Below are 22,433 nucleotides of genomic sequence, written 5' to 3'. Positions count from 1 at the left end.
AAGTCGACGGACAAAGGTGAAGGCATCGGCGTGCTCCTTCACCCACCAACGCGCTACCCGCCAACCCGTCTCAAGCGGCACGGGACCGGCTCTAGGTTCACTCAGAACTTGCACCACCAAATCCTGGGACCAAACATCTAGTCCTCAAGTCTCCTGGCCTTCGGCGCATGCTAAGCATTACCGGACATCGTCTACCACGATACGAAGCGGATGGTTAAAACGCCCGTCGACGAGATCATCGCCGGGCACAGCCTGGGACTGATGCCCGTTTCCCTGGTCGTCGACACCTAAGAGTCAGACTTGAAAGAGCTGCTGTGGGCGGAGGGGAGATTGCCAGCGTGCGCTGACATGAGTGGAACTCACCGGGGCCTCATCTTATCCAGCAACTCCTCCTCGCAGATCACGCGCGTGATGGCTTCCATCCTATCCGTGAAACTCTCGGCTCCTGTTCCCGATACCATCTCCTGCGCTGCCGGCATCCCATCACTGTCCGCCGCTACATGTCGGAAGAAAGTGCGCATCACATGATCAACACCTTCAGCAGTGACTGAGCGCAGATCGGCTTCAAAGTAACTACCTCGGCCATGGGCACCGGTGATTATCTCATAGGACGGAAAGTAGCACATAATGCCCGGGAAGCGATTCTGCACCATTTCCGCTGCGACGCGGAGAACAGATTTGCTGTAAGTTGTCGAAACCAAAACGTGTCGATCGAGTGCAGTCGCGACCAGCGGCACCGGCGATACCGTGAGGATCACCTTGGCTCGTGCGTTGACGCTTAGCAGCTCCGTCATGAACTCTGTAAGGTCGTCGGCAACCTCGGAGACGCCGAAGTTACGAAAGACATGAATGTTCTCGTCGAAGCAGCCGCCTCGCACGCCCGGGCAAAGAGGGTAAATTGTCCCATCTTCTGTACTCTCCCACGCTTCGGTCAAGCCGAGCGTGAAAACAAGCACGTCGAGTTCGCTAAACATGCGGCGAACCGCCGCGAGATGCTGTCCACGTTCCAGGAGTAACTCTTGAACTGACGCGAATCCGTCAGGCTCTACAGCAGGCCGGAGTGGATCTACGTACCGGCTGCCAAGCTGCCAATAGAGCTCCCGATGCTCTTGCCGCCCAAACGCCTCACGAAACAGCTGCAGCAACTGGCGAGCCGTATAGATATTTCCATAGCGAGCACTGAACAGCTCGTATTGAAAATGTCGTCGGACCTCTTCAGACGCGAGCGGATGCCCCTTCTCGGCCACGAAATAGTTGTACCCACTCTGCGCCAAGCGCTTGGCGATGTGTTGGGCAAAGCAGCTACCAGCTGTCGCTACCTTGTCTTGGCGTGTAATCTTAAATGGAAAATCAACGACAGGGTCGAGGGCAGCAGGCGGGAGAGAAGCAACCGCACGACTCCATCTTCGGTAGCTCGGCATGGACTCATATGGGTGATTTGCCATCGCGGTTACCCGAAATAACTCCAGCCACGGATAGTCTCGCCCAATCGGCTCTCAAGCTGCCTCAAGATAAGCTCTCCGTAGGTTGAATTTGCATGAGTGGCGTCGTGTCCATAATACTCGCTCCGGAGGAAATATTCTTCGGTAAGGCTATTTTCCGGTGCATTAAGCAAGGTGAAGCCTGCTTCGGAGGCTTTCCGGGAATAGAGCTGACGATTGATGTACCAGATTTTCTTGCGAACGACCGGTGGGGTCAGCTGGAGTTCGCTCCCTTTGCCGGCCCGGTCGATAAACCATCGGTCGAGATGACCGCGGACAAACTCGTCGTCTCCGATAACGGGAGGCGCTTCGGCATGAAAACAGTTCGCGTCTGGAAATGCGTCTAGAAAATTTTGGATCTCTCGGAATGGTCCGGGAAGATACGTCATCAAAATGGCTTCTAAGTACCCGACCGTCAGCACTCGAGCACCTTGTGAAAGCGGAAGATGCGGATGGTCGGGCAGCACGCAGTCAAAGGGTTCATCGTGCGCGATTAACGTCAACGCGTGATGATGATTTCCTCCAAACATACTCAGCATTACCCGGGCCGACGAACCCTCGGAAAGCTGGTCGATCTCGCTCTTTAGTTGAGGATTAAGTACCCAGCGACCGTCTTGTGCGACGGAGAATTGATATGCCAGCGAGTGCTTCCACGCGTTAAAGACGTGTACGTGGATGCCAGACGGATCGGGTCTCACCCTATCGCAACCACGTTCCCCGAGCGCCGAGGCCACGGAGGCGTAGTGGCTATCGCCGGCAACGAACACCGAAATCATGCGGATGCCAATTCCACCATTTTGCCAGCCTTAGGAGCAGAGCGAGCGACTGGAAGTCAAGCCCGGAAGACGTGACCTGACCGGTATTATGGACCGGAGCATTTCGTAGGCTGCTGCATGGTAGCTGCCATTAGAAGCCGGGACGCCAAGTCTCGGAACGTAACGGGCACGGGCGGACGAATGAACCGCGTCGGGGTTCCGGGAGCCTCGACTCTTAAGAGGCTAGAGCCATGACGAAGCATACCCTACCCTTTTGCTCTGAGCATAGCGATCGGGCAGTCCGGCCGAATCGGGAGCATAAGAGGGAGCTCGGTTCGAAATGGGCCGCAATCCAGTCGATCGCGGCCAAAATCGGTTGCTCTGGCGAGACGCTGCGCAAGTGGGTTTACCAAGATGATCGAGATCGAGGCAAGGGTACAGAGGCGAACAGACGAGCGTGCGGATCAAGGCGCTGGAGTGGGAGGTTCGCGAACAGCGGTAGATCAATAAAATCCTGAGGAAGGCGTCGGCGTATCTTGCGCAGGCCGAGCTCGACCGCCGGTTCCGGTCATAATCGCCTTCATCGATGACCATCGTGGGTTTTCCACGGTCGAGCCGATCTGCAGGGTGCTGCGGATCGCCCCGTCGACGTACCCCGCCTTTGCCGCGCGGCGGCCCGATCCGGGCAATCTGCCGCCCCGGGCCAAGCGAGGCGCGGCACTGATGGTCGAGATCCGGCGCGTGTACGCGGTCAACTTCGGCGTTGCCGCGTCCGGAAGGCCTGGCGGCAACTCGCCTGCGAAGGGTCCACGGTGGCGCGCTGCGCCGTGGCCGGGCTGATGCGGCCCTGAGCTTAGCCGGCGTGGTGCAGGGGACCGTCATGAGTTTCGTGTGCGGGCAGCCACAGTGGAACCGAAGGAGATTCCCGATGGCACGATGAAAAGCCCTCCTATCTCTGACGCGATCCTGGATCAGCTCTTGGCCGGCGCTGATCCGAAGACGGCCCTCAAGGCCGATGGTCTGCCGAACGAGCTGAAGAAGGCCCAGGCCGAGCTGGCGCTCAACGCCGATATGGACCACCATCTGGCGGGCGAGGCCGCTGGCAACACCCGCAGCGGCTATGGTCGCAACTGGGCTGTCGGCACCTCGATCTGACGCAGCTTCGGCAGGGTCAGCTCAGCGCTCGATTTCTCGACTCTCCGCATGCACGGCTCCTTCGGACTTAGCTGATCGACTGGATAAGCCCGGCCAGAAGTCAGCCCATCAGGTCGAAATTCGGTCGTCAGGCCAAATATTTTTGAATGAAACTAATATCACCAGTGTTAGGTTGCGCAAATATCACCTTGAAATCGTCCGATGAGTACTCATTCTTATTGCCGGGGAATTCAAAGTAGAAGCCGAACTCTTGAAAATCGGACGAGAAATGTTCTCTAACATCCTGCCGGTCGAACCGCACCGCCTCGGCGACCACCGATCCGTCGAAGGTGATGAGAAGCAAAGGAGTAGTACCAGAATCACGACCGGAGTCGTCGAGCCAGCCGCTGACCTCAAATTTATTGTCTGTGAATTTGAATATTTCAATTCTGCCGCGAGTATCATCGAGTTCTTTAATGCAACTTGCGTACAAGCAACGTGCAACGAGTCGATTGCGGCTTGCCGCTTCCTCGAAGGACTGAACTTCCCGAGCTGTCTCGGGGACGGCCTGCGGCTGTTCCAATACAGGCTGCATGATCCAGGCAAACTCACTCAGCCTGACAGAAGTCGATATCTCGCGTTTGCGCTGGTTGATCATCTCTCTCGCCGCCTCAAGCCTACTTAGGCGGATGCTTGTGTCCGGATAATCCAGACCTGCGGACCGAATTGTGTCAATTTCTCTACGAAAATACTCTCCAATTATTGTATTGATCTGGGAAAAATCAGAATTATATTTGGCCACGAAATTAAGCAGAAAATTATAGTCTTCCAACGCGGACATTGACTCATCGAAGCGGATATCGGTTTTGTCGCACCGCGCCGTGTCAATGACGAAGCTGTGGAGTGGACAGAAATTTCTCACGTAAAGTTCGTACCGGCTGTCGCCAACGAACTCGCGCCGCTTGTGCGTGACATACGGGGTCGGCCCCACCGTCTCATAGAAGGTCGAGGTGATGCCGCCGAAGGCGATTGAGGCCGATGTGCGCTTTAAAGCGCCGATCAAGACCTCGAAAGCGTTTGGATAGAGGATGTCATCGTAATCGAGAAAATGAATATAGCGGGTTTCAGCTGTGTTCGCGCCTTCGTTGAGCAGTCGTGACCTTAGATCGGCTCCGGTTTCGCCGGTGACGTTCTGGATCTTGATTGCGCTGACTGACCCAAACCGATACGGCGAAACAAGCGCTTCGACGGAGGAGAGTTCATCCGGTGAGAAGTTCTGGCAGACGAGCAAAATGTCCGCCTCAATGGATTGGCCGACGATCGATAGCATAGCGCGTCTGAGATACGTGCAGCACTCCAAAGAATGGATTCGAATGATCGTCGTGATTAGAGTGATTGCCACGATTTTGATCCTACCAGCGTGTCCGCGAGAAGCTGAGCATGTAACGCCATTCCTGATTTTTTGGATCCATGCCGTGTTTTCTCACACTATCGAATGGTGGCATTTCATCTAAGCTGTGATAGTGCTGATCGGACAGAAGAACATTTTCAATTGCGATCCTGAAATCCTTGTTTTGCCATTTGATCGCGACGTAGCGCGCGGAGTCGAGCATCATTTTCCGAATGAGATTTGACTTGGTCTCCCGAACATCATGAAAAAAGAGGGCGCTTGCGCACATGTAGCAAGCCAGGTTATTTTCCTTGGCGCGCCAGGACAAATCGATATCTTCGCAATACATGAATATATTGTCGTCAAAGCTGCCGATCTGATCGCGAACCCCCCGTGCAATTAATAGGCAGGCGCCGGAACACCAGGCCGTCTCGTAAGTGAATGGATTGTACTGCTTGGGATGTTCGCGCGGGAATTGTATTGCTTCGACCAAACCCTTGATTTCGAGGTTTTCATAAAAATTGACGAGCGTTGCCGCTGCGCCAATGTCGAGGAAGCCGTCGGGATTGATGCAGATATACCAATCCGCTCCTCCCTCGAAGGCATCATGCATCATCTTGTTGTGGGCGCGTCCAAATCCAGAATTGTAGTGTCCGGGCTCGACAACATGCGCGATGCCATCCAGAGCCTCAACGCCGTGCAAATCGAAGGTCGGCGGAGAATTCCACTTGAGGCGCAGTCGGATGTCTATGCCCTTTGCAGCGCAATCTTTTATGTTTAGTGAGAGGGCTTGCAGGAAGCGGAGAAAAATTTTCTCGTCTGAGTTATAAAGTATTGTTCCGATATCTAAATGCCCTCGAGGCCTGTGGTCGCCGTTGTTCATATCTATTCTCCGCATCAAGTCGACCTATTCGAGCTGAAAAATTCCTGTTTTGTACCGCATGGTTCCCCAGGCGGAACAAGACAAGATCGGGACTTGCGGCTAGTATGGGGCTGTGAGCCGGGGCAAGGCTCCGACGAGGCCGGGGTCAGTGGGAGATGGAGCCTTTGGCGACGTTGTCGTTCGGACATGGGCATACCGGCTGATCAGGTGGCCAGAGGCACGTGCAATGAGGCTTGATTTCAGGCGCCCCGGGACATTTGCCGCCTGCGAAGCGAGGTTGCAGCGGGCAGGCTCCGAAAATATCCTCCTAAATCCTCTGCCTGTCGCCATCTCGGTCGTAGATTCAAGCTGCTGATGTCTCCCTCATTGCTCATTGTACGCCAAAATTCGGAGGGCTGGCACCTCCGCTCCGCATCGGTCGGTGCGAATGGCAGGGCGGTTGCGCCGCCGGCCCGGCGGGGCTTCCGCTTCGGCCCGCTTTTGAGGAACGCGCCGGCGAACGGGCTTTTGGGCTAAGCGATGCCCGCCGGCTCGTCTAGTCCGGCGAGATCCGGCTGCGGCAGGGCATAAGGTCTTCTACATCGAATGGAGGCTCGAACAGATAGTGGAGTTGCCGGCTCAACTGGCGTTTGGTAGCGCGCTGCTCGACCCGCGGCTCCCGGAAGCCTTGGTGGCGCATTGTGGCTTTATCAGACAGCACTGACGGTCGTAAGGCCCCTACCGGAATTTGCGGACGTTCTGCCGTTGCTGTACGATCCCGGCCCTGGGACGCTTGACGCCTCCAGAGCAGTTCGTGCGCGTCGTGCAATGTTCCAAGTTGAAGGTCCGAGACGGCGCGCCGCACCGTGCCCTGAGGGAGACTGCCCACTTTGCTTGGTGTTAATGTCGACACCGCAGCCGAGCGCAGGCTCGCGGAGTCAGAGCTATTCGACGCGACTTGGTATCGGGCGACCCAGGCTCCCGACGTGGCGCCGGAGCAGGCCGCACGGCACTATCTGCGGGAGGGAGCGGCGCGGGGACTTTGTCCGAGCCCGCTGTTCGATGGGCGGTGGTATATTCAGAACAACGCCGACGTCGCTCAAGCTGGGGTGAATCCGCTTCTGCACTATCTGGATCACGGGCGTGCGGAAGGCCGGCCGATCTGCCCGCCCGCCGACCCTTTGGAGGCTGCCCGGGTCGCCGCCTCCGGCTTGTTCGACGCGGAGTGGTACCGGGTGACTCAGGCCCCCGACGTGGTGCCGGAGCAGGCCGTGCAACACTACCTGCAAGAGGGGGCTGCGCGGGGACTTTGTCCGAGTCCACTGTTCGATGGGCCCTGGTACATTCAAAATAATCCCGATGTCGCTCAAGCCGGCCTTAACCCGTTGTTGCATTATCTGGGGTGCGGGCGCGCGGAGGGCCGGCCGATCGCGCGGTTTGCCGACCCTGTGAAGGTGGCCCAGGTCGCTGCCTCCGGCCTGTTCGACGCGGAATGGTATCGCGCGACACAAGCGCCCAACGTGCCACTGGATCAAGCCGCACGGCACTACCTGCAGGAGGGCGCCGCGCGCAGGCTGAGCCCCAGCCGGCTGTTCGACGGGCCGTGGTATCTCGAGAACAACGCCGACGTCGCGGCTGCAGGGTTAAACCCACTGCTGCACTACTTGGATAGCGGACGTTCCGAGGAGCGGCCGATTTGCCCGGTCGTCGACCCGGAGTTGGTGGCGCGGATTGAGAGCTCCGAGCTGTTCAACGCGGAGTGGTACCGGGCGACCCAGGCCCCAGACGTTGCGCTAGACCGCGCCGCACGACATTATCTTCAGGAGGGCGCCACACTTCGGCTGAGCCCCGGCCCGATGTTCGACGGGCCGTGGTACCTAGACAAGAATGCTGACGTCGCCGCCGCGGGCCAGAATCCTCTACTACACTACCTGAGCGATGGGTGCTCAGAGGGGCGGCCGATCTGTACTTTCGCCGACCCAGTGGCGCTGGCGCGGATCGAAGGCTCCGACCTGTTCGACGGGGAATGGTACCGGACGACCTACGTCCCCGATCTGTCGCCGGACCAAGCCGCACGACATTACCTCCGCGAGGGAGCAGCCCTCGGTATGAAACCCGGTCCGCTGTTCGATGGAGAGTGGTATCTCGGCAATAACGCCGACGTGGCCGAAGCGGGCTCGAACCCGCTGCTGCACTATCTGGAAAGCGGTCGCGCGGAGGGGCGGCCGATCCGCCTGGTATACGCCCGCGACGTCAGCGCCCGTGAAATCAGGACTCTCCCTGTTATGCTGCGTGAGAGCACGACCGCACGCATCGTCGTCGTGGTCCACGCCTTCTACGTTGACGTGTTCGAGGAACTTCTCCCGTATTTAAGGCGGGCAATCCCACAGTTTGACCTGCTGGTCTCGACCAATGAGCCCGGGAAGAAGAGCGCGATCGAGGCGGCTGCGGTGCGCGCCGGTCTAATCCACTGCTGCCGGGTCGTGCTTGCAGAGAATCGGGGTCGCAACTTCGGACCGCTCGTCGCCGTCTTCGCGCAGGACATCCTGCGCTACGATTACGTTCTCCACGTCCATACCAAGAAATCGCTGTTCAGCGGCGCCGAGCAGGTGCGCTGGCGCGACGAGATCTATCGGGCGCTGTTCGCGAACGCCGCCTGTGCCGCCATCGCCCTAGCGCTGCTGGAGGATGATCGCCAGATTGGCCTGTTCTTCCCGGAGACCAGCGCGCATATCGTCTACTGGGCGCATACTTGGCTCTCGAATATTGGCGCCGGGCACGGTCTGATCGCCCGCCTTGGCCTGCCCTACGACGGTTTCGATGAGTACCTCGACTACCCCGTCGGCGGCATGTTCTGGGCACGTGTCGACGCCCTGCGTCCGTTGCTGACAGCGCGGTTAACTCTTGCTGACTTTCCGGAAGAGCACGGTCAGACCGACGGGACCCTCGCGCACGCGATCGAGCGGGTGATCCCCCTGGTGTGCCAGGCCCAGGGCTACCGCGCCGTCTGCTTCGACTACGACCGAGGGCTCGCCCGTTACGACAGCAGTGCCCGCAACTGGCATCAGTACAGCGTCCGCTCCCAAGACCATGCATCGCTGGCGCTCAGCGATGTTGATCTAGTCTCGTTCGACTTGTTCGACACCCTCGTGAGCCGCCCGGCCCGGCGCCCGGATGCCGTTCTCAAGCTCGTCGAGCACCGCATCGCGACGGAGGAAGGCCGCCCCATTCCGCTGTTCGCGGAGCGCCGCGCCGCCGAGAACCGGGTACGGGCCCGCCGGCACCATCGGGGTGATGTCAACCTGTCGGAGATTTATGCGGAACTGACCGCCTCCGGCACCATCTCCCGTGACGTGGTCGCGCGGGCGCACGCGCTGGAGAAGCAAATCGACCTAGGCGCTCTGCGCCCGCGTCTGGAGGTCATCGCCGTCCTCATGGCGGCGCACGAACGCGGCAAGCGGGTCGTCCTGATGACGGACACCTACTACGAGGAGGCCGATATCCGCGCCATCCTTAGCTGTATCGGCGTCGCCGACCTGTTCGGGGAGATCTACGTGTCGAGTGTGGTTGGCGCCCGCAAGGATCGGGGCGACCTGTGGCACCACGTCGAGACAGTTGAAGCCGTGCCACGGGCCCGCTGGCTGCATGTCGGCGACAACGAGCACTCCGATATTCAGGCGGCCTGCGACCGAGGCATCCGCTACCTTCATGTCGCGCACCCGGCTAAGATCCTGGCTCAGAGCGGATTCGGACGCGATAATGGGGATCTCAGTCGGACGTGGCCGTCTGACCTCGTCGTCGGCCATGCTATGCTGCGTCTGGCCCAGAACCCCTTCCTCGACCGAACTGCCCCGCCCTACCTGATGCTCGGCTCGACACGCGACGTCGGCTACACCGTGTTCGGGCCGTTGATGCTGCTGTTCACGTCCTGGCTGATCCGGCATAAGGCGCTAGCCGGCGTTGACCGGCTATACTTCTTGGCACGGGAGGGCGACTTCCTCGTCAAGATCTACCGTTTGATTCGGGAGCGCTACGGTCTGGGGCACCTGCCCGAAGGGCGATACTTTCACATCTCTCGGCAGGCCGCGATCGCGGCCGCGCTGGGCAAAGGGTTTCGCCCGGATCTGGTGTTAGGGGCCGGCCGTTACGTGGGCAGCATCCAGGGGCTTCTCTGGAACAGGACCAGCTTCACGGCCCCGGCGCAGCTCGAACTGAATCACCTCGACGTGCGGCTCCCAGGCGACGCGCCGGTCGTCGAGCGTATCATGAGGCAGATCGAGCCAGAGATCACCGCCCACGCGGCGGACATGAACGCACGGTTCCGCGCCTATGCACAGCAGGAGAAGCTAGAGCCCGGTGGGTCTTACGGCGTGGTCGATGTCGGCTACTCGGCCACGATCCAGAAGATGATGCAGGTGGCGCTCGGTCAGCCGCTGACCGGTTTCTACATGACGGCGTTCGACACGGCGCAGGCGGTCGAGATGGATGGTGGTTCGGCTTTTTGCTGCTTCAACGCAGGCAGCGACAATCCCGAGACAACATCGCTACCGGTCTTGGCTCACGCCCTCGCGGTCGAGGCGTTCCTCACCGCGCCTCACGGACAGGTCGTGGGCTACGAGACCACGGACAACCGGATCGCGCCGCTGTTCAAAACGGATCCGCGCAGCCCGGCCGAGCATGTCATCCTCGCCGATTTACACGCCGGCGCCGAGCAGTACATTACCGACACGCTCGATCTCTACGGCCCGAGCCTGCTCCAAACCGACATCCCGCTGAAGGGACCGCAGGAGTTTTTGCGTATGCTAATGGAGGGCCAGATCGCCACCCCCTCCGAGCCGATGAAGGCACTTGGCGTAGAGGACGATTTCTGTGGTCTACCGATCCATAGGGTTTACGCGACCGGATAGCAGCGACGCGCTGCCCAGGGACGGGAGCTGCATTGGACGCATCTGAAACGCGCGTCGCGGGTGTCGAGAACCGGCGCCCTCTTCGGAAGGGCGTCGGAAGAGTCGATGCACTACGATGCGGAGGTTGCAAACGCGAGCGCCCGTGAGATCTGCTCGATGGAAACAGAATAGTTTGCGTGCATCGGGTGAATCCCCTCAGCATGTTCTGTAGATCCGCGGACAAACAGCAGATGGGCTCCGCTGGACTCGACGAAACTAGTGAAGCCGCGAAAATAGAACGCGGAGCTTTCGTGCGTGAGCGCCAGGACCCGAGTGTCCGGCCGGCAGAATATGCAGTTGATTAGGGCCGAACTCGCCGAACCGATGATGGTGTCAGCGGAATGATAGACCGCCACTTGCTCGGCGAACGTGAGCTGTTCCGGGTGGACGACTTCAAATCCGTGAGGTAGCAGAGCCTCGATTATGTCCGCTTCATTGACGAGCCGACGCTGCGCGAACCCTCGCCGTGACAGGATGATCCGCCGTCCTGTCCGTCGTAGATCGAGCCCGTCTGCGGCGAGCCGCTCGAGGATCCGGCGCCGCACGGCGGCGAGGACGTCCTGTGGCCAGATCGCGTCGTAGATCGGAAATTCCGGCCGCGTATCGAAGGGAAAGAAAGCTGGTACTGGCGCCATCCCGAGGTTGCGGAAGCGGGTCGCGACGGGTGGCAGCGTCACGATGGCCCGGTCGCGCTCGTCCATCAGCGCGATGATCTGCCGGTGCGAGTCTGGCATTTCAGCGTCGACGCAGATCGGAAGTCCTGAGGGGCAGGCGGGGTCGTTAAAGCACAGCATGCGCGGGACGAACTCGAGCAGCCAGTGCCCGTACTGTCGGCTCTGGAACCCGAACAGCATCAGGCCGGCGTCGATCTCACGAATTTCGGCAGGCGCCTCGACCAGGGCACGTCCGGGCCCCCAGACGGCAGTCATGATCTGGCCCGGATTGACCCCGTCCTTGATGTCGGCGAGGCTGCTGAGCGGATGGGCCGCCAAGTCGTAGATCAGGCGGTGTCCGTGTAACACCACGTTGCTCCGGGGGAATGCCAGGCAGTCTTTGAAGAACGCGAGGTATCGCGGCGGCGCGTCTAGAGTTCCCGCCCGCGAGGTCATCGCGATCGGGCCGTCGAGGAACGTCACGTCCGGCTCGGCCATCCTGCGGCCGGCCAGCAACTCGCGATAGACGCCCCGGCCTTCATCGGCCGCCTGCTTGGCCGAGACGATGTCGTAGATTCCGACAGAGCCGAGGCCGGCGATAACACGGGTGCTCTCGTGCAGGCCTGCCGCCTCCTCGTGCCGGCCCTGATCCACCAGCGCGTTCATCTGCAGGATACGCAAGTTCCGGATCTTAACGCTGATTGGTTGGCCATCCCCGGTGGCGAGGCCTTCATCGCTGCCGTTCATCGCGAAGGCGAGCCGGTAGCATTGGACCGCGGGCTCCGCTCGGTAGCGGCACTCGTGTTTCCAGCCAATGCGGAGCAGGGTCGCGGCGATTTCTCGCGTGGCCCCCTCGTCGCCAAGCTTTAATTTGGCGATGAAGGTGAGGGCCTCGTCCCAGGCTTCCCGCTCGACATAGTCGCGCAACCACGCACCTGCTGCAAGCATGCGCCACCGCTTCGGATCGCGCGGGTCGATCGAGGCGGCGAGTTCGTAAGCGCGCGCCGCATCCTTAAACCGAGCATCGCCTTCGAGCCGGAACCCGAGAGCTTCAAGGTGGCGCTGGGTCGAGGCCGCGCCCGGCTCCACGGGTCGCTCCATGCTTAGCAGGAAGGCCAGCGTCTCGAGCTTATCTGGGGCATTGCCGCTGTTGATCGACCGGATCAGGTCGATGATGGTCGCCGTCGGCCGCATGTCGCTCCTATCTGTCGTCCGCTGGTTGCGGGCTGCACCGGTTCAGTATTGAAACGCGGGGCGGGTGACGAGGGATCGGCGTCACCGGACGCGCACGCCGGCTCTCGTCGGGCCGGAGCTTTGAGCTGTCGGCCGATAAGCCTTCCCGATGCGGTCCCACGCACCGGATCAGGGAACGTGGCGGCACCCGGCAGTTGCCGATCACGACCATCACCCGTACCACACCCTCACTGCTCATCGTGTTTTCAATCGTCACCCTGATCGTCGCGCAGCGAAGCGCTTGAGGGCGCTGAGAGATTGAAGGTGCCGCATGATCGTCGACGGCAATTTTCCATATCATTCGGAGTGATCGATGAAAAAAAGGGTCTTGGTCGTTCCTGCCGGAACAGAAATCGCCCACGAGGTCATCGAAAGCCTGCGTTTCTCCAAATTTTGGGATATCCATGGTGGAAATTCCGTCAAAGATCATTCAGAAATACTTCTAAGAGATAAATGCCATTTTGTCCCGTTCGTGATCGATCCACATTTCGTAGCGGCGGTGCAGGACTTGGTCACGAAACTGAAGATCGATTTCGTTGTCCCGGCGCACGATGAGGCGTTGTTCCGTCTAGCCGGACGTATCGATGGCGCGATCGTGGCCGGACCTTCGCTGGACCTCGGCGATATTCTGAAGTTGAAATCGACCACGATCGCCAAATTGCGGCGCGTGGTGCCCGCACCCCAGATTTATGCTCCGGGTGAAGAAATATTTCCTGTCTTCTGCAAGCCCGACCGCGGACAGGGATCGCGCGGGATCAAGATCGTCCACGATCCCGACGAGTTGCTAAGGATGCGGGACGCAGACAGCAATCTTATCGTTCAGGAATTGCTGACGGGTGAGGAAGTAACGGTCGACTGCTTTTCCGACCACTTTAGCCGCGTCCTGTTTGCAGGCGCCCGCAGTCGGGTCCGTACGACAGGCGGCATCTCCGTCCGCTCCCAGCTGGTCGAAGATGCCGAATTCCCTGATCTGGCGAGCAGAATTTCGGAAGGGCTGCAGCTCACGGGCGCGTGGTTCTTCCAAATGAAGCGGGGCGCCGATGGGCATTACAAGTTGCTGGAGGTGGCCAACCGGATCGCGGGGTCGTCCGGGTTTCAGCGCGTCCGCGGCATCAATTTTATGGACGCTTGGTTGCATCAGCTATCCGGACGAACCGTGACGTTTCAGCCACCCGCTGACATCGATTTCGTATATGATCGTGCTCTCTATGTTAAGACGATCGTTCGATCAAAAGTAGAGTCATTGTATATCGATTTTGATGACACATTGATCCTAGATGGCAGTAAAATCAACCATCGGCTTGTCGGAATGTTGTATGGAGCGAAGTATAACAAACAGAAAAAGCTCATCCTTCTGACGCGACATGACGGCATCGTCGAAGAAAGATTGGCGGCTTTCGGTCTGAGCGCGCTGTTCGATGAAATAATCCATCTCAAGAAAGGTGAGAGAAAATCCGGCTCCATCGCAGGCGCGCAGGCGATTTTCATCGATGACTCCTATCGTGAGCGAGCCGATGTCGCCGAGACGTGCGGCGCGATCGTGATAGGTCCGGAATCCCTTGATCTCGTCGAAGGCATCTTATGATCCAGACGAAATCACAAACCGAACGGCTCGTCCTATTCGGAGCCGGCGCTCTGGCACGCGAGATCCTGGTCGTTCTTCCACGGCTGCATACGATTGGTCGTGACATCGAGTTCGTCGGCTGTTTGGTCGACCCTGACGTCGCGGCCGCCGACAGACTCCATGATCGCCCAATTTCGCGGAATATCGACGATTTCGCCGGCGACGACACGCTCCGCTTCGTCGTGGCACTGGGTGAGCCCGGGGCTCGGGCCCGGGCGGTCGAGCGCCTTGGATCCATCGGCGCGCGCTTCGCTTCGATCATCGATCCGGCAGTGCTGATCGGCGCGAGCAGCAGGGTCCGTGAAGGATCGATCATCCTCGGCCACGCGTCGATCACGGCGGATGCACTTCTCGGCGCCCATGTCCTCGTGAATCCGGGGACGACCATCGCGCACGATAATCGGATCGCAGATTTTGCGACTCTCAGCCCTGGCGTTCATCTGGCCGGGCGCGTCACCGTCGATGATGGTGCTTTCCTCGGAACTGGAGCCTGCGTGATCCCAGGAATTTGCATCGGCGCTCACGCGTATGTCGGTGCCGGTTCGGTCGTGATCCGGAACGTACCCCCGGGCTATACCGTCATCGGCAACCCGGCCCGCATTCTGCGCCGCGGTTGAGCCAATGCACAGCCCGCGACGGCGACTCTGCGATCGCTGGCCCTTCTCGCCGATGCTCGATCGGGAGTGCAATGCCATCGACCGTATGTGCTACCATCTCAAGGACTTCCGCTGCATCGCCACCCGCTACGATCGCTTGGCCACTGACTATCTTGCCATAATCTGTCCAGCGGCCTCCCTAGCTACTGGTTGTGAATTCAAAGCGCGCCAATGGGAGTCAGAGGCTGTTACTTTCAAGCCCCAGTTCGACTTTGGCAGTTGAGGCTGGTTGGCTAATGCCACTATTCTTCTAAGCAGATTGAGCTTCGATAACGAAAATGTTTATCAGCTTTATTTCGGATCAAGTGGGCCGTCTTGTTATAGATCGAGCCACACGACGCATACGGTGCTCGATATCTGACCTGGATGACGTGATTTTGGTCGCATTTATTAGCGATGATAGGCGAAAAGCGATCGGCTTTGCATCGGATTTTCAGCATATTAACTTTGAGGGGTCCGCTATCGGCCGTAATTTTTTTGGACTGCAATTCAGTGATCTAGGACAAGAAAAAATAGTTAGCTGCAGTGATGTACAGCTGTCGCATTCGGATGCGGTGATTCAGGGACTCATTTGTGGAGATAGCTGGCCCTCGTTGTGGAAAATACTAGCAACTGATCCGACGCCAATTCTACGAATGGCTGACGAACTTGCGCCCGCCCTGCGGGCCCTGCGTCTAGAAAATATAATAGACGATCTAATAAACATAAGTTGCCTTAGACCAAGTGCTACAACAACACCTCTCGTTAAGGCGCTTCTTAGCCTCTCAGATTTCTCTGAAATCAGAATCTCGGTCTCATGGATTGCACAGGGTCGAGGTTATCCGGTTATGTTTGATGCGATCAGGGAGTACTTCTCATCTCATGCGCCTGAGCATCGTGTATTTGCGCCGCATATTGACTGGGGAGGCCCGCCCGAATGTGCGACTGCGGGCGCACACACATATGGGGATCCACGTATTCTGTACTACCCGCCCGCCAGTGTGAAATTTGGCCGCTACTGTTCGATTGCCGAAAGCGTAACTATTATATTGGCTAATCATATTATGACGGCTGCTACGACTTATCCGTTTAAACTTGAGCAATACTATTGGCCATCTCAAATTGCAAATAATGTGAGTGATTTTACGCCCAAAGATGTAACAATCGGAAATGACGTATGGATTGGGCGCGGAGCTACGATCTTGAGCGGCGCAACAATCGGTGATGGCGCAATCATTGGTGCTGATACGGTAGTTCGTGGTGATGTTCCTCCATATAGCATCTTTGTTGGCAACCCAGGAAAGGTTGTTCGACTTAGATTTCCGTCCGATGTTGTAGAGCGTTTTCTTCGACTCAAATGGTGGGATTGGCCTGACTGGAAAGTTGACCGACATAGTGTGAGAATGTTGGCTGCAGATCCCGATCTATTTCTTGATGCCGCGGAAGCTGACACAGATTGGTAGATTGCCTGACATGGGATCTGCCCCATTCCTAGTGATGTACAAGGTCCGCCTGCACGGTGGGCTCGGCTAAAGACCATCGCTGCCGGAGACGTTCGTTCCAGACATGATTGCTTAGACAGCTCCGTTTGGTCATCTCGCTCTCCGGCGAGGCTATCCGATGGAGCATCGTCCAACGTGACGCTAGTTTCGCATTTGGAGCACTCCGTGGGTAATGATCGGGCAAATAAAACTGTTGGTGGATTTGGCCAGTTGATTAAGTGCTGGTAGAAAAGATCATAACCTCTGCGGTGGCGCCGGGCTTTTCATAACGCTTGTTTCCGCCTCGCCTGTGCCCACATCGTATCGATGGCTCTTAGCACCTGATCCGGCGACACTGTGTAATTGGCGTGGAACGGGTGACCTGTTTCGCTGCGTTCCGTCATCCCCCGCACGAACAGCAGGTCCGCGCCGCTCGACTCGATCATGCTGGCGTATCCGCGGAAGTTGAACGAAAGGCCTTCGTGGATCAGGGCGACGACCTTCGCTCCGGGATGGCAGAAGATACAGTTCGTCAGCGCGGAGCTCGCGGAGCCGACGATGACGTCCGCCGCGTGGTAGGTCGCGATCTGCTCGGCGAAGGTGAGTGTCTCGGGGTGAACGACCTCGAACCCGTGCTGCGCCAGGGTGGCGACGATCTCTGCCTCGTTTAGAAGTTGACGCTGGGCGAAGCCGCGCCGCGAGAGCACGATCCGCCGGCCGGTCCGTCGCAGATCCACGCCGCGCTCGGCTAGCCGCCCCAGCACCCGGGAACGCAGATCGGCGAAGACGTCGCCCGGCCAAATCGAATCGTAGACCGTGTGCCCCGGCCGCATGTCGAACGGCAGGAGCGTCGGAGCCGGCGCGAGGCCGAGTTCCCGGAAGCGTGTCGGCACCGCCGACAGCGGGAGGATCGGACGGGCTCGCTCGTCGATCAGCTCGATGATCTGCCGGTGCGTCGCCGGCATGTCGTCGTCGATGCAGATCGGGAAGCCGGCTGGACAAGTGCGGTCGTTGAAGCACAACATGCGCCCGACAAATTCCAGCAGCCAGTGGCCGTAATTTCGGCTCTGGAGACCGAACAGCATTAAGCCGGCCTGGATCTCGCGCCGCTCCGTGGGCGCCGCGACCAGAGCGCGTCCGCTGCCGTAGGCTGCGACCATGATCTGATCGGGATTGACACCGTCTCGGATATCGAACGTACCGCTCAGCGGGTGGGCGGCCAGGTCGTAGATCAGGCGGTCGTCCTGGAGCACGATGTTGCTGCGTGGGAAGGCGAGGCAATCCCGGAACAGGGCGACGTATTGGGGCGGCGCATCGCGTGAGCCGGCCTGGGACGTGAGCGCTACCGGACCGTCGAGGAACCTGAGCTCGGGTTCGCGGATCCGCCGACCGGGCCGCACCTCCCGGTAGACACCCCGACCATCGGCGGCGGCTTGGTGTGCCGACACGATGTCGTAGACGTGTACTGGGCCGAGGCCGAGCAGGTCGCGCGTCTGTTCATGTAGGGGGGCGGCCTCCACGTGCCGGCCTTCCTCCGCGAGCGCCCGCATCTGGAGGATCCGGATATCGCGGATCTTGCGCTCGAGCGTGTGACCATCGACCGTCGTGATCCCGTGGCCGGCACCGCTCAGGGCGTGGGCCAGCCGGTAGCATTGCACCGAGGCCTCTGTCTCGTAACGGCACTCGTACTGCCACGCGAGGCGCATCAGGATATCGACCCCCGCGCTGATCGCCGCGCCAGGATCGTCACCGTCTCGCAGGGCCTCGACGAAGGCGGAGGCCTCGCCGAAGCGCCCCCGCTCGCATAGGCCCTGGAGGCTCACGGTGACGGCGGCCGTTCGCCAGCGCTCCCGGCCGTCCACATCGACGGCAGCGATCAACCTGTAGACCTCAGAGGCTTGCGCGAAGCGGTCGCTGCCCTCCAGGCGGAAGGCGAGGGTCTCGAGGTGCTGCACGATCGCCTTGGGACGCGCGCCGGACGGCCCATCCCCGGTCACCACTGCGGCGAGCTCTCCGAGGATCCGAGTGGCGTTGCCGCCGTCGACCCGCTTGATCAGGTCCATGAACGCCGCGGTCGGCCGCATGTTGCCCTCCTGCTCCGTCGCGCCTCGACGGCGCGGGGATCGCGATCTGACCGGTACCGGATGTCGCCGTCCCTGACGAGCGCGCGTCGGGCGCCCGCAGCCTCCCTCAGGCCGAGAGGCGCGCAAGGAGCCGGCTGGGCCGATGGGCTGCACGATGACCGCTGCGGTCGAACGCTGCCGACGCCGCTATCGGTCGCGATCCCCACCCACCGCCTCAGGCCCCCCAGCCAGGGGCCGCCCAGCCAGGCCGCCCTGTGATGCGCGCCTTCCGCGCCCAGGTCCGGGGATGTATAGCGAGCCACGTCGCTATCGTACCATGATGACGGCGATCGAGAGCGAAGGCGTGTTCGAGCGATGATCCCGGTACTGATCCCGAGCCTCCCGGAGACGGACGCGATCGTCCCCTACCTGCGCCGGATCGACGAAGTCCACATCTACAGCAACTACGGGCCGCTCACCAAGGCGTTCACGGACCGACTGTGCCGGTTCATCAGCGCCCAGAGCGGCGGGGGCCTGGTCGACGCGGCCCTGACCAGCAACGGCACGACGGCGATCGAACTCGCCCTGCGCTACCGCAGCGCCGGCCGGACCGGCCGGATCTGCGTCATGCCATCCTGGACCTTTATCGCCACGGCGCACGCGGCGGCCAATGTCGGACTGACGCCGTACTTCACCGATGTCGATCCGGTAACCCTGGCGCTCACGCCGGAGATCGCGGCCCGCGCTCTATTGGCCAATCCCGGTGATGTCGCAGCCGTCATCGTCGTGAGCCCGTGCGGCGCTCCGATCGAGATCGGGGCCTGGGAAGCATTCGAGGAGGAGCACGGCGTGCCCGTGATCTTCGATGCCGCCGCGGCGGGCCTGAACCTCCGGCACGTCGGCGCTCAGCCTCTGTGCATCAGCCTGCACGCGACCAAGGCGCTCGGCATCGGCGAGGGCGGCGCGATCATCAGCAGTGATGCCGCGACGGTCGCGGCGATCACCGCGATGACGGGGTTCGGGTTCTCGGCTGGCCGGCGCGTCTCAGAGATGCGCGGTGGCAACTACCGCATCTCCGAATACGCAGCTGCCGTCGGCCTTGCCGTCCTCGATGACCTCGACGCGCGCATCGCCCGCCTGCGCGAGGTCTCGCTGGCCTACGTCGCGGGGTTTGAGCGGATCGGTGTGTCGATGCAGGCGGGCTTTGGCCGGGAGTGGCTGACGATGACCGCCAACGCGATCTTCGACGCCCGCGCTGTCGCGGGCGTGACCGCGGCCTTCGACGAGTCAGGAATCCAGTGGCGGCGCTGGTACGGTGGCGGCTGCCACACGCATCCGACCTTCGCCCTCTGCCCGCACGACGGCCTCCCGGCGACGCGCGGCGTCGCCGAGACCGCGATCGGCGTGCCGTTCTTCCCGACGATCGCGTCGGAGCAGATCGCACAGGTCTGTGGGTGCGCCGAGCGGGTTCTGGCGTCTCGCTGAGTGAGCACCCGAGAGATCGGTCTCCAGTTCCGCTGCCACGCGAACGGTCGTTGACGATGAGCGAGTCATTTCGGCAGACCTTGATCCAGGCTGCACAGTCCGGCACGCAGGACGGACTGGACGTTCTGGAGCGGTCTCTGCGCGCGGTAGAGCCGAGCGACGTCCTCGCCCAGCACTTGGCGACGCTCGGGTTTCGATTCGAATCCGAGGCCAGGGTGGGACTCGCCGCTAAGGCCTACGCGCTCGCCGCGCGGATGGGCCGGGCGCGGGCACCCGGCTATCGGCTCGCCGCGATCCGTGCCCGGATCCTCGACCTGTGTCAGAACGACGACTTCGATTCCGTCGAGCCGCTGCTCGATGAGCTGCAGCAGGCCAAGGACGCCACCCAGGATCGGGGCCAAGCCGATCCCGCCTTCACGGATCTCGGTTGGGCCTGCGAGATGCATGGGGAGGCCGAGCGCGCGGTGCGCTTCTACCTGCTGGCACGGATCGTCCGTGACAAATTCGGCGGCGCAGCTCTGACGCATGACGGCGACACGTTCGAGGTGAAGATCAAGAACCTGCGGCGCCTGCAGTTTGATACCCTACTCCCCGAGGGACGGTTCGACGAGGCGATCGAACTGCACAAGCGGACCGGCTGTGTCCACGGCTCGGCACCGCTCGCCAAGTACCAGATCGTCAGTGCGAAGGCTCTCTCCGAGGCGGGCCTCGCCTCCTACGTCGAGGTCCTGCCTGCGCGCCGGATCGCAGCCCCGGCCCTCAAATTTTGGGAGCCGCCGCCGCCCCTGCGATCCGAGGCGGGTGACCTCGACATGCCGCCGTTCTACCTCGCCTTCCTGGAGGAGGCCCACGCGTTCCCGCGCAGCAATGTCGTCGTGACGGGTGATCGGGTCGTCTACGATGTCGCGGCCCATCCGCGCCGAAAGGACGTCCTGATCCAGGACGGGGTCAATCTCGACCAGATCATGATGGCGGCCTTCGGTCAGACCCACGCCCTGATCGAACTTCCTGAGAACGCCGAGCGGATCGAGGCGGGGCTGGTGATGTTTGGCCTCCAGAGCCGCAACTACGGGCACTGGTTCAGCGAATTCGTGCCGCGCATGATCTGCTACAACGATCCGCGTTGCCCGGACGGGATCCCGCTCTGCATCGACGACCACATGCCGGGCACCCACGAGGAGATTCTGGCTCTGCTCGACACCCGCAACCGGCCGGTGATCAAACTGCCCGCCAAACCCGTCTCGTTTGGGAAGCTCGGGATGGCACCGGTGCCGGCCTTCTTTCCATTCGACATGAAACCCGGACAGCCGTTCTACGATACGATCTGGCCTAGCGACGTCTTCAAGACGATCCGGGATCGGATCCTGCAGCAGGCACGCGACCGCGGCCTGCTGTCTGAGCGCCGAGATCGTCGCCTGTTCATCTCGCGCAAGGCCTTCACGCAGCGCGTGCTCGAGAACGAGCAGGAGGTCGCCGATCGCCTGCGCCCGCTCGGCTTCGAGGTGATCTATCCGGAAACCCTCTCGTTCCTGGAGCAGGTCGCCCTGTTCCATTCCGCGGCTCTGGTCGTCGGATCATCGAATTCTTCCCTCAACAACACACTTTTCTCCCAGGTCGGATGTCAGATCCTCGGCCTCATCCACGAGGACCTGAGCTTCAATTTCCGAGGCTACACCAGTTATGTGGAGTCGGGGGGCGCGCAGATCACGTTCCTACGCGGCAAGTCGAGCGAGCGGCGAAGCAACGTGCACGCCTTTCACGCCAACTATCGCGTGGATCCGAAACAGGTCGTCGACGCGGTCGCTCAGTTGGCGACGCGATCACCTGCCATCTCCGGCCGCATCGTCACGTGACAGATGGCGCGACGGCTATCCCGTGAGACCGATTCGCATCCGAATGATAGCTCAGCGCGTCGCCTGAGGTGTATCTGAAATCCGAGCGCCGCGGGTGCCGCGTCACGGAGCGTGCGGCATCACATTCTCAACGACCGTAGCCGGCGATCGGCCGAGACCTGTGCGAGGACACGATCGATGCAGACCGCCGCTGAGACCGCCGTGCCGGCTCCGCCTCAGCTGGAGCCGTGGCAGGAAGACTTCTCGACGATCTACCGCAGCGGGCGGTTCGACCATCTCTGGTACGCGGCGCGCTATCCTGACGTCGGCCTGACCGATCTCTCTCCGCTCGAGCACTACGTGAAGTACGGCGCCCGGCTCGGACGGCAGCCGCGGCCGGACTTTCCGGGCACGCCGGACGAGGCGGTGGACGGGAGCTACGTCAATCCGTTCGCAGCCTGGATCCGAGCACGCGCTGAGACCGAGCCCGCGCCGGCCTGGAACCGGCCGGTCGTCTCGGTCCTGTGCATCACCTACAATCAGGAAGCGTTCATCCGCCAGACGCTCGACAGCATCCTGAGCCAGCGGACCGACTTCCCGTTCGAGCTGATCGTCGGGGACGACAGATCGAGCGACGGCACGGCCGAGATCATCGCCGAGTACGCGACGCGGCACCCGAACCTCGTCGCAATCCTGCGTCCGGAGAATGTCGGCGTCGTCAAGAACCTGGACGACATCGCGGGGCGGGTCTCGGGCGAGTATGTCGCCATCTGCGAGGGCGACGATTATTGGACGGATCCCGACAAGCTGCAGCGCCAGTTCGACTACATGCAGCAGCGGCCGGAATACACGCTGTGCT

13 protein-coding genes, 3 pseudogenes and 1 other annotated feature are annotated in these 22,433 nt (G+C 60.8%); of the genes and pseudogenes, 10 read left to right on the top strand and 6 right to left on the bottom strand.

What is annotated here, in order from left to right:
• Positions 1-359: 359 nt before the first annotated feature.
• Positions 360-1,421: a GSCFA domain-containing protein gene (locus BM419_RS29715; protein ID WP_244540916.1), complete on the bottom strand. Its 1,062-nt coding sequence runs from the start codon at positions 1,419-1,421 to the stop codon at positions 360-362.
• Between the two features lie 29 nt (positions 1,422-1,450).
• Complete coding sequence (locus tag BM419_RS32155) at positions 1,451-2,257, bottom strand: hypothetical protein (RefSeq protein ID WP_139257163.1); 807 nt, start codon at positions 2,255-2,257, stop codon at positions 1,451-1,453.
• A gap of 230 nt (positions 2,258-2,487) precedes the next feature.
• Here BM419_RS32155 and BM419_RS33100 point away from each other — a divergent pair.
• Both BM419_RS33100 and BM419_RS29710 read left to right on the top strand, forming a co-directional pair.
• Positions 2,488-3,110, top strand: a pseudogene (locus BM419_RS33100) (IS3 family transposase); the annotation flags it as partial.
• Positions 2,765-2,881, top strand: a sequence feature (AL1L pseudoknot). It overlaps the preceding pseudogene by 117 nt.
• Positions 3,111-3,172: 62 nt before the next feature.
• Positions 3,173-3,364 (top strand): annotated as a pseudogene (locus BM419_RS29710) (IS256 family transposase); the annotation flags it as partial.
• 154 nt (positions 3,365-3,518) lie between these two features.
• On the opposite strand, the gene BM419_RS29705 reads toward BM419_RS29710, so the two are convergent.
• Positions 3,519-4,772, bottom strand: a complete 1,254-nt coding sequence (locus BM419_RS29705) for a glycosyltransferase (RefSeq protein WP_348273212.1) — start codon at positions 4,770-4,772, stop codon at positions 3,519-3,521.
• 10 nt (positions 4,773-4,782) lie between these two features.
• Complete coding sequence (locus BM419_RS32150) at positions 4,783-5,643, bottom strand: glycosyltransferase family protein (protein WP_139257162.1); 861 nt, start codon at positions 5,641-5,643, stop codon at positions 4,783-4,785.
• Between the two features lie 965 nt (positions 5,644-6,608).
• On the opposite strand from BM419_RS32150, the gene BM419_RS29700 reads away from it, so the two are divergent.
• Positions 6,609-10,529 carry a rhamnan synthesis F family protein gene (locus tag BM419_RS29700; RefSeq protein WP_139257161.1) on the top strand — a complete coding sequence of 1,307 codons (3,921 nt, stop codon included), beginning with the start codon at positions 6,609-6,611 and terminating at the stop codon, positions 10,527-10,529.
• Between the two features lie 110 nt (positions 10,530-10,639).
• On the opposite strand, the gene BM419_RS29695 is transcribed toward BM419_RS29700, so the two are convergent.
• Positions 10,640-12,415: a glycosyltransferase family 61 protein gene (locus tag BM419_RS29695; protein WP_091928554.1), complete on the bottom strand. Its 1,776-nt coding sequence runs from the start codon at positions 12,413-12,415 to the stop codon at positions 10,640-10,642.
• Positions 12,416-12,767: 352 nt separating this feature from the next.
• Here BM419_RS29695 and BM419_RS29690 point away from each other — a divergent pair, with 352 nt between their 5' ends.
• From BM419_RS29690 to BM419_RS29680, 4 genes and pseudogenes are all read left to right on the top strand, one after another.
• Positions 12,768-14,039 (top strand): ATP-grasp domain-containing protein, encoded by a 1,272-nt coding sequence (locus BM419_RS29690; RefSeq protein WP_091928553.1) that lies wholly within the window; start codon positions 12,768-12,770, stop codon positions 14,037-14,039.
• On the top strand, positions 14,036-14,695 hold the full coding sequence (locus BM419_RS29685; RefSeq protein ID WP_091928552.1) for a NeuD/PglB/VioB family sugar acetyltransferase: 660 nt from the start codon (positions 14,036-14,038) through the stop codon (positions 14,693-14,695). Before BM419_RS29690 ends, BM419_RS29685 begins: the two co-directional genes overlap by 4 nt.
• Before the next feature lie 43 nt (positions 14,696-14,738).
• Positions 14,739-14,879: pseudogene (locus tag BM419_RS33095) on the top strand (IS5/IS1182 family transposase); the annotation flags it as partial.
• Between the two features lie 226 nt (positions 14,880-15,105).
• Positions 15,106-16,176 (top strand): CatB-related O-acetyltransferase, encoded by a 1,071-nt coding sequence (locus BM419_RS29680; protein ID WP_175556410.1) that lies wholly within the window; start codon positions 15,106-15,108, stop codon positions 16,174-16,176.
• A gap of 302 nt (positions 16,177-16,478) precedes the next feature.
• Here the strand turns inward: BM419_RS29680 and BM419_RS29675 are convergent, their stop codons facing one another.
• Entirely contained in the window at positions 16,479-18,278 is a 1,800-nt protein-coding gene (locus BM419_RS29675) for a glycosyltransferase family 61 protein (RefSeq protein WP_091928551.1), read from the bottom strand.
• 354 nt (positions 18,279-18,632) lie between these two features.
• Between BM419_RS29675 and BM419_RS29670 the strand changes: the two genes are divergently transcribed.
• The 3 genes from BM419_RS29670 to BM419_RS29660 form a co-directional block, all read left to right on the top strand.
• Complete coding sequence (locus BM419_RS29670) at positions 18,633-19,742, top strand: DegT/DnrJ/EryC1/StrS family aminotransferase (protein WP_091928550.1); 1,110 nt, start codon at positions 18,633-18,635, stop codon at positions 19,740-19,742.
• Between the two features lie 56 nt (positions 19,743-19,798).
• Positions 19,799-21,595: a glycosyltransferase family 61 protein gene (locus BM419_RS29665; protein WP_091928549.1), complete on the top strand. Its 1,797-nt coding sequence runs from the start codon at positions 19,799-19,801 to the stop codon at positions 21,593-21,595.
• Positions 21,596-21,772: 177 nt separating this feature from the next.
• Positions 21,773-22,433 (top strand): glycosyltransferase (locus tag BM419_RS29660; RefSeq protein ID WP_139257160.1); only part of this gene is annotated, 661 nt, incomplete at its 3' end.

The sequence above is a fragment of the Methylobacterium sp. yr668 genome (assembly GCF_900116245.1).
Taxonomy (GTDB): domain Bacteria; phylum Pseudomonadota; class Alphaproteobacteria; order Rhizobiales; family Beijerinckiaceae; genus Methylobacterium.
This window is presented reverse-complemented; position numbering and strand designations above follow the sequence as displayed.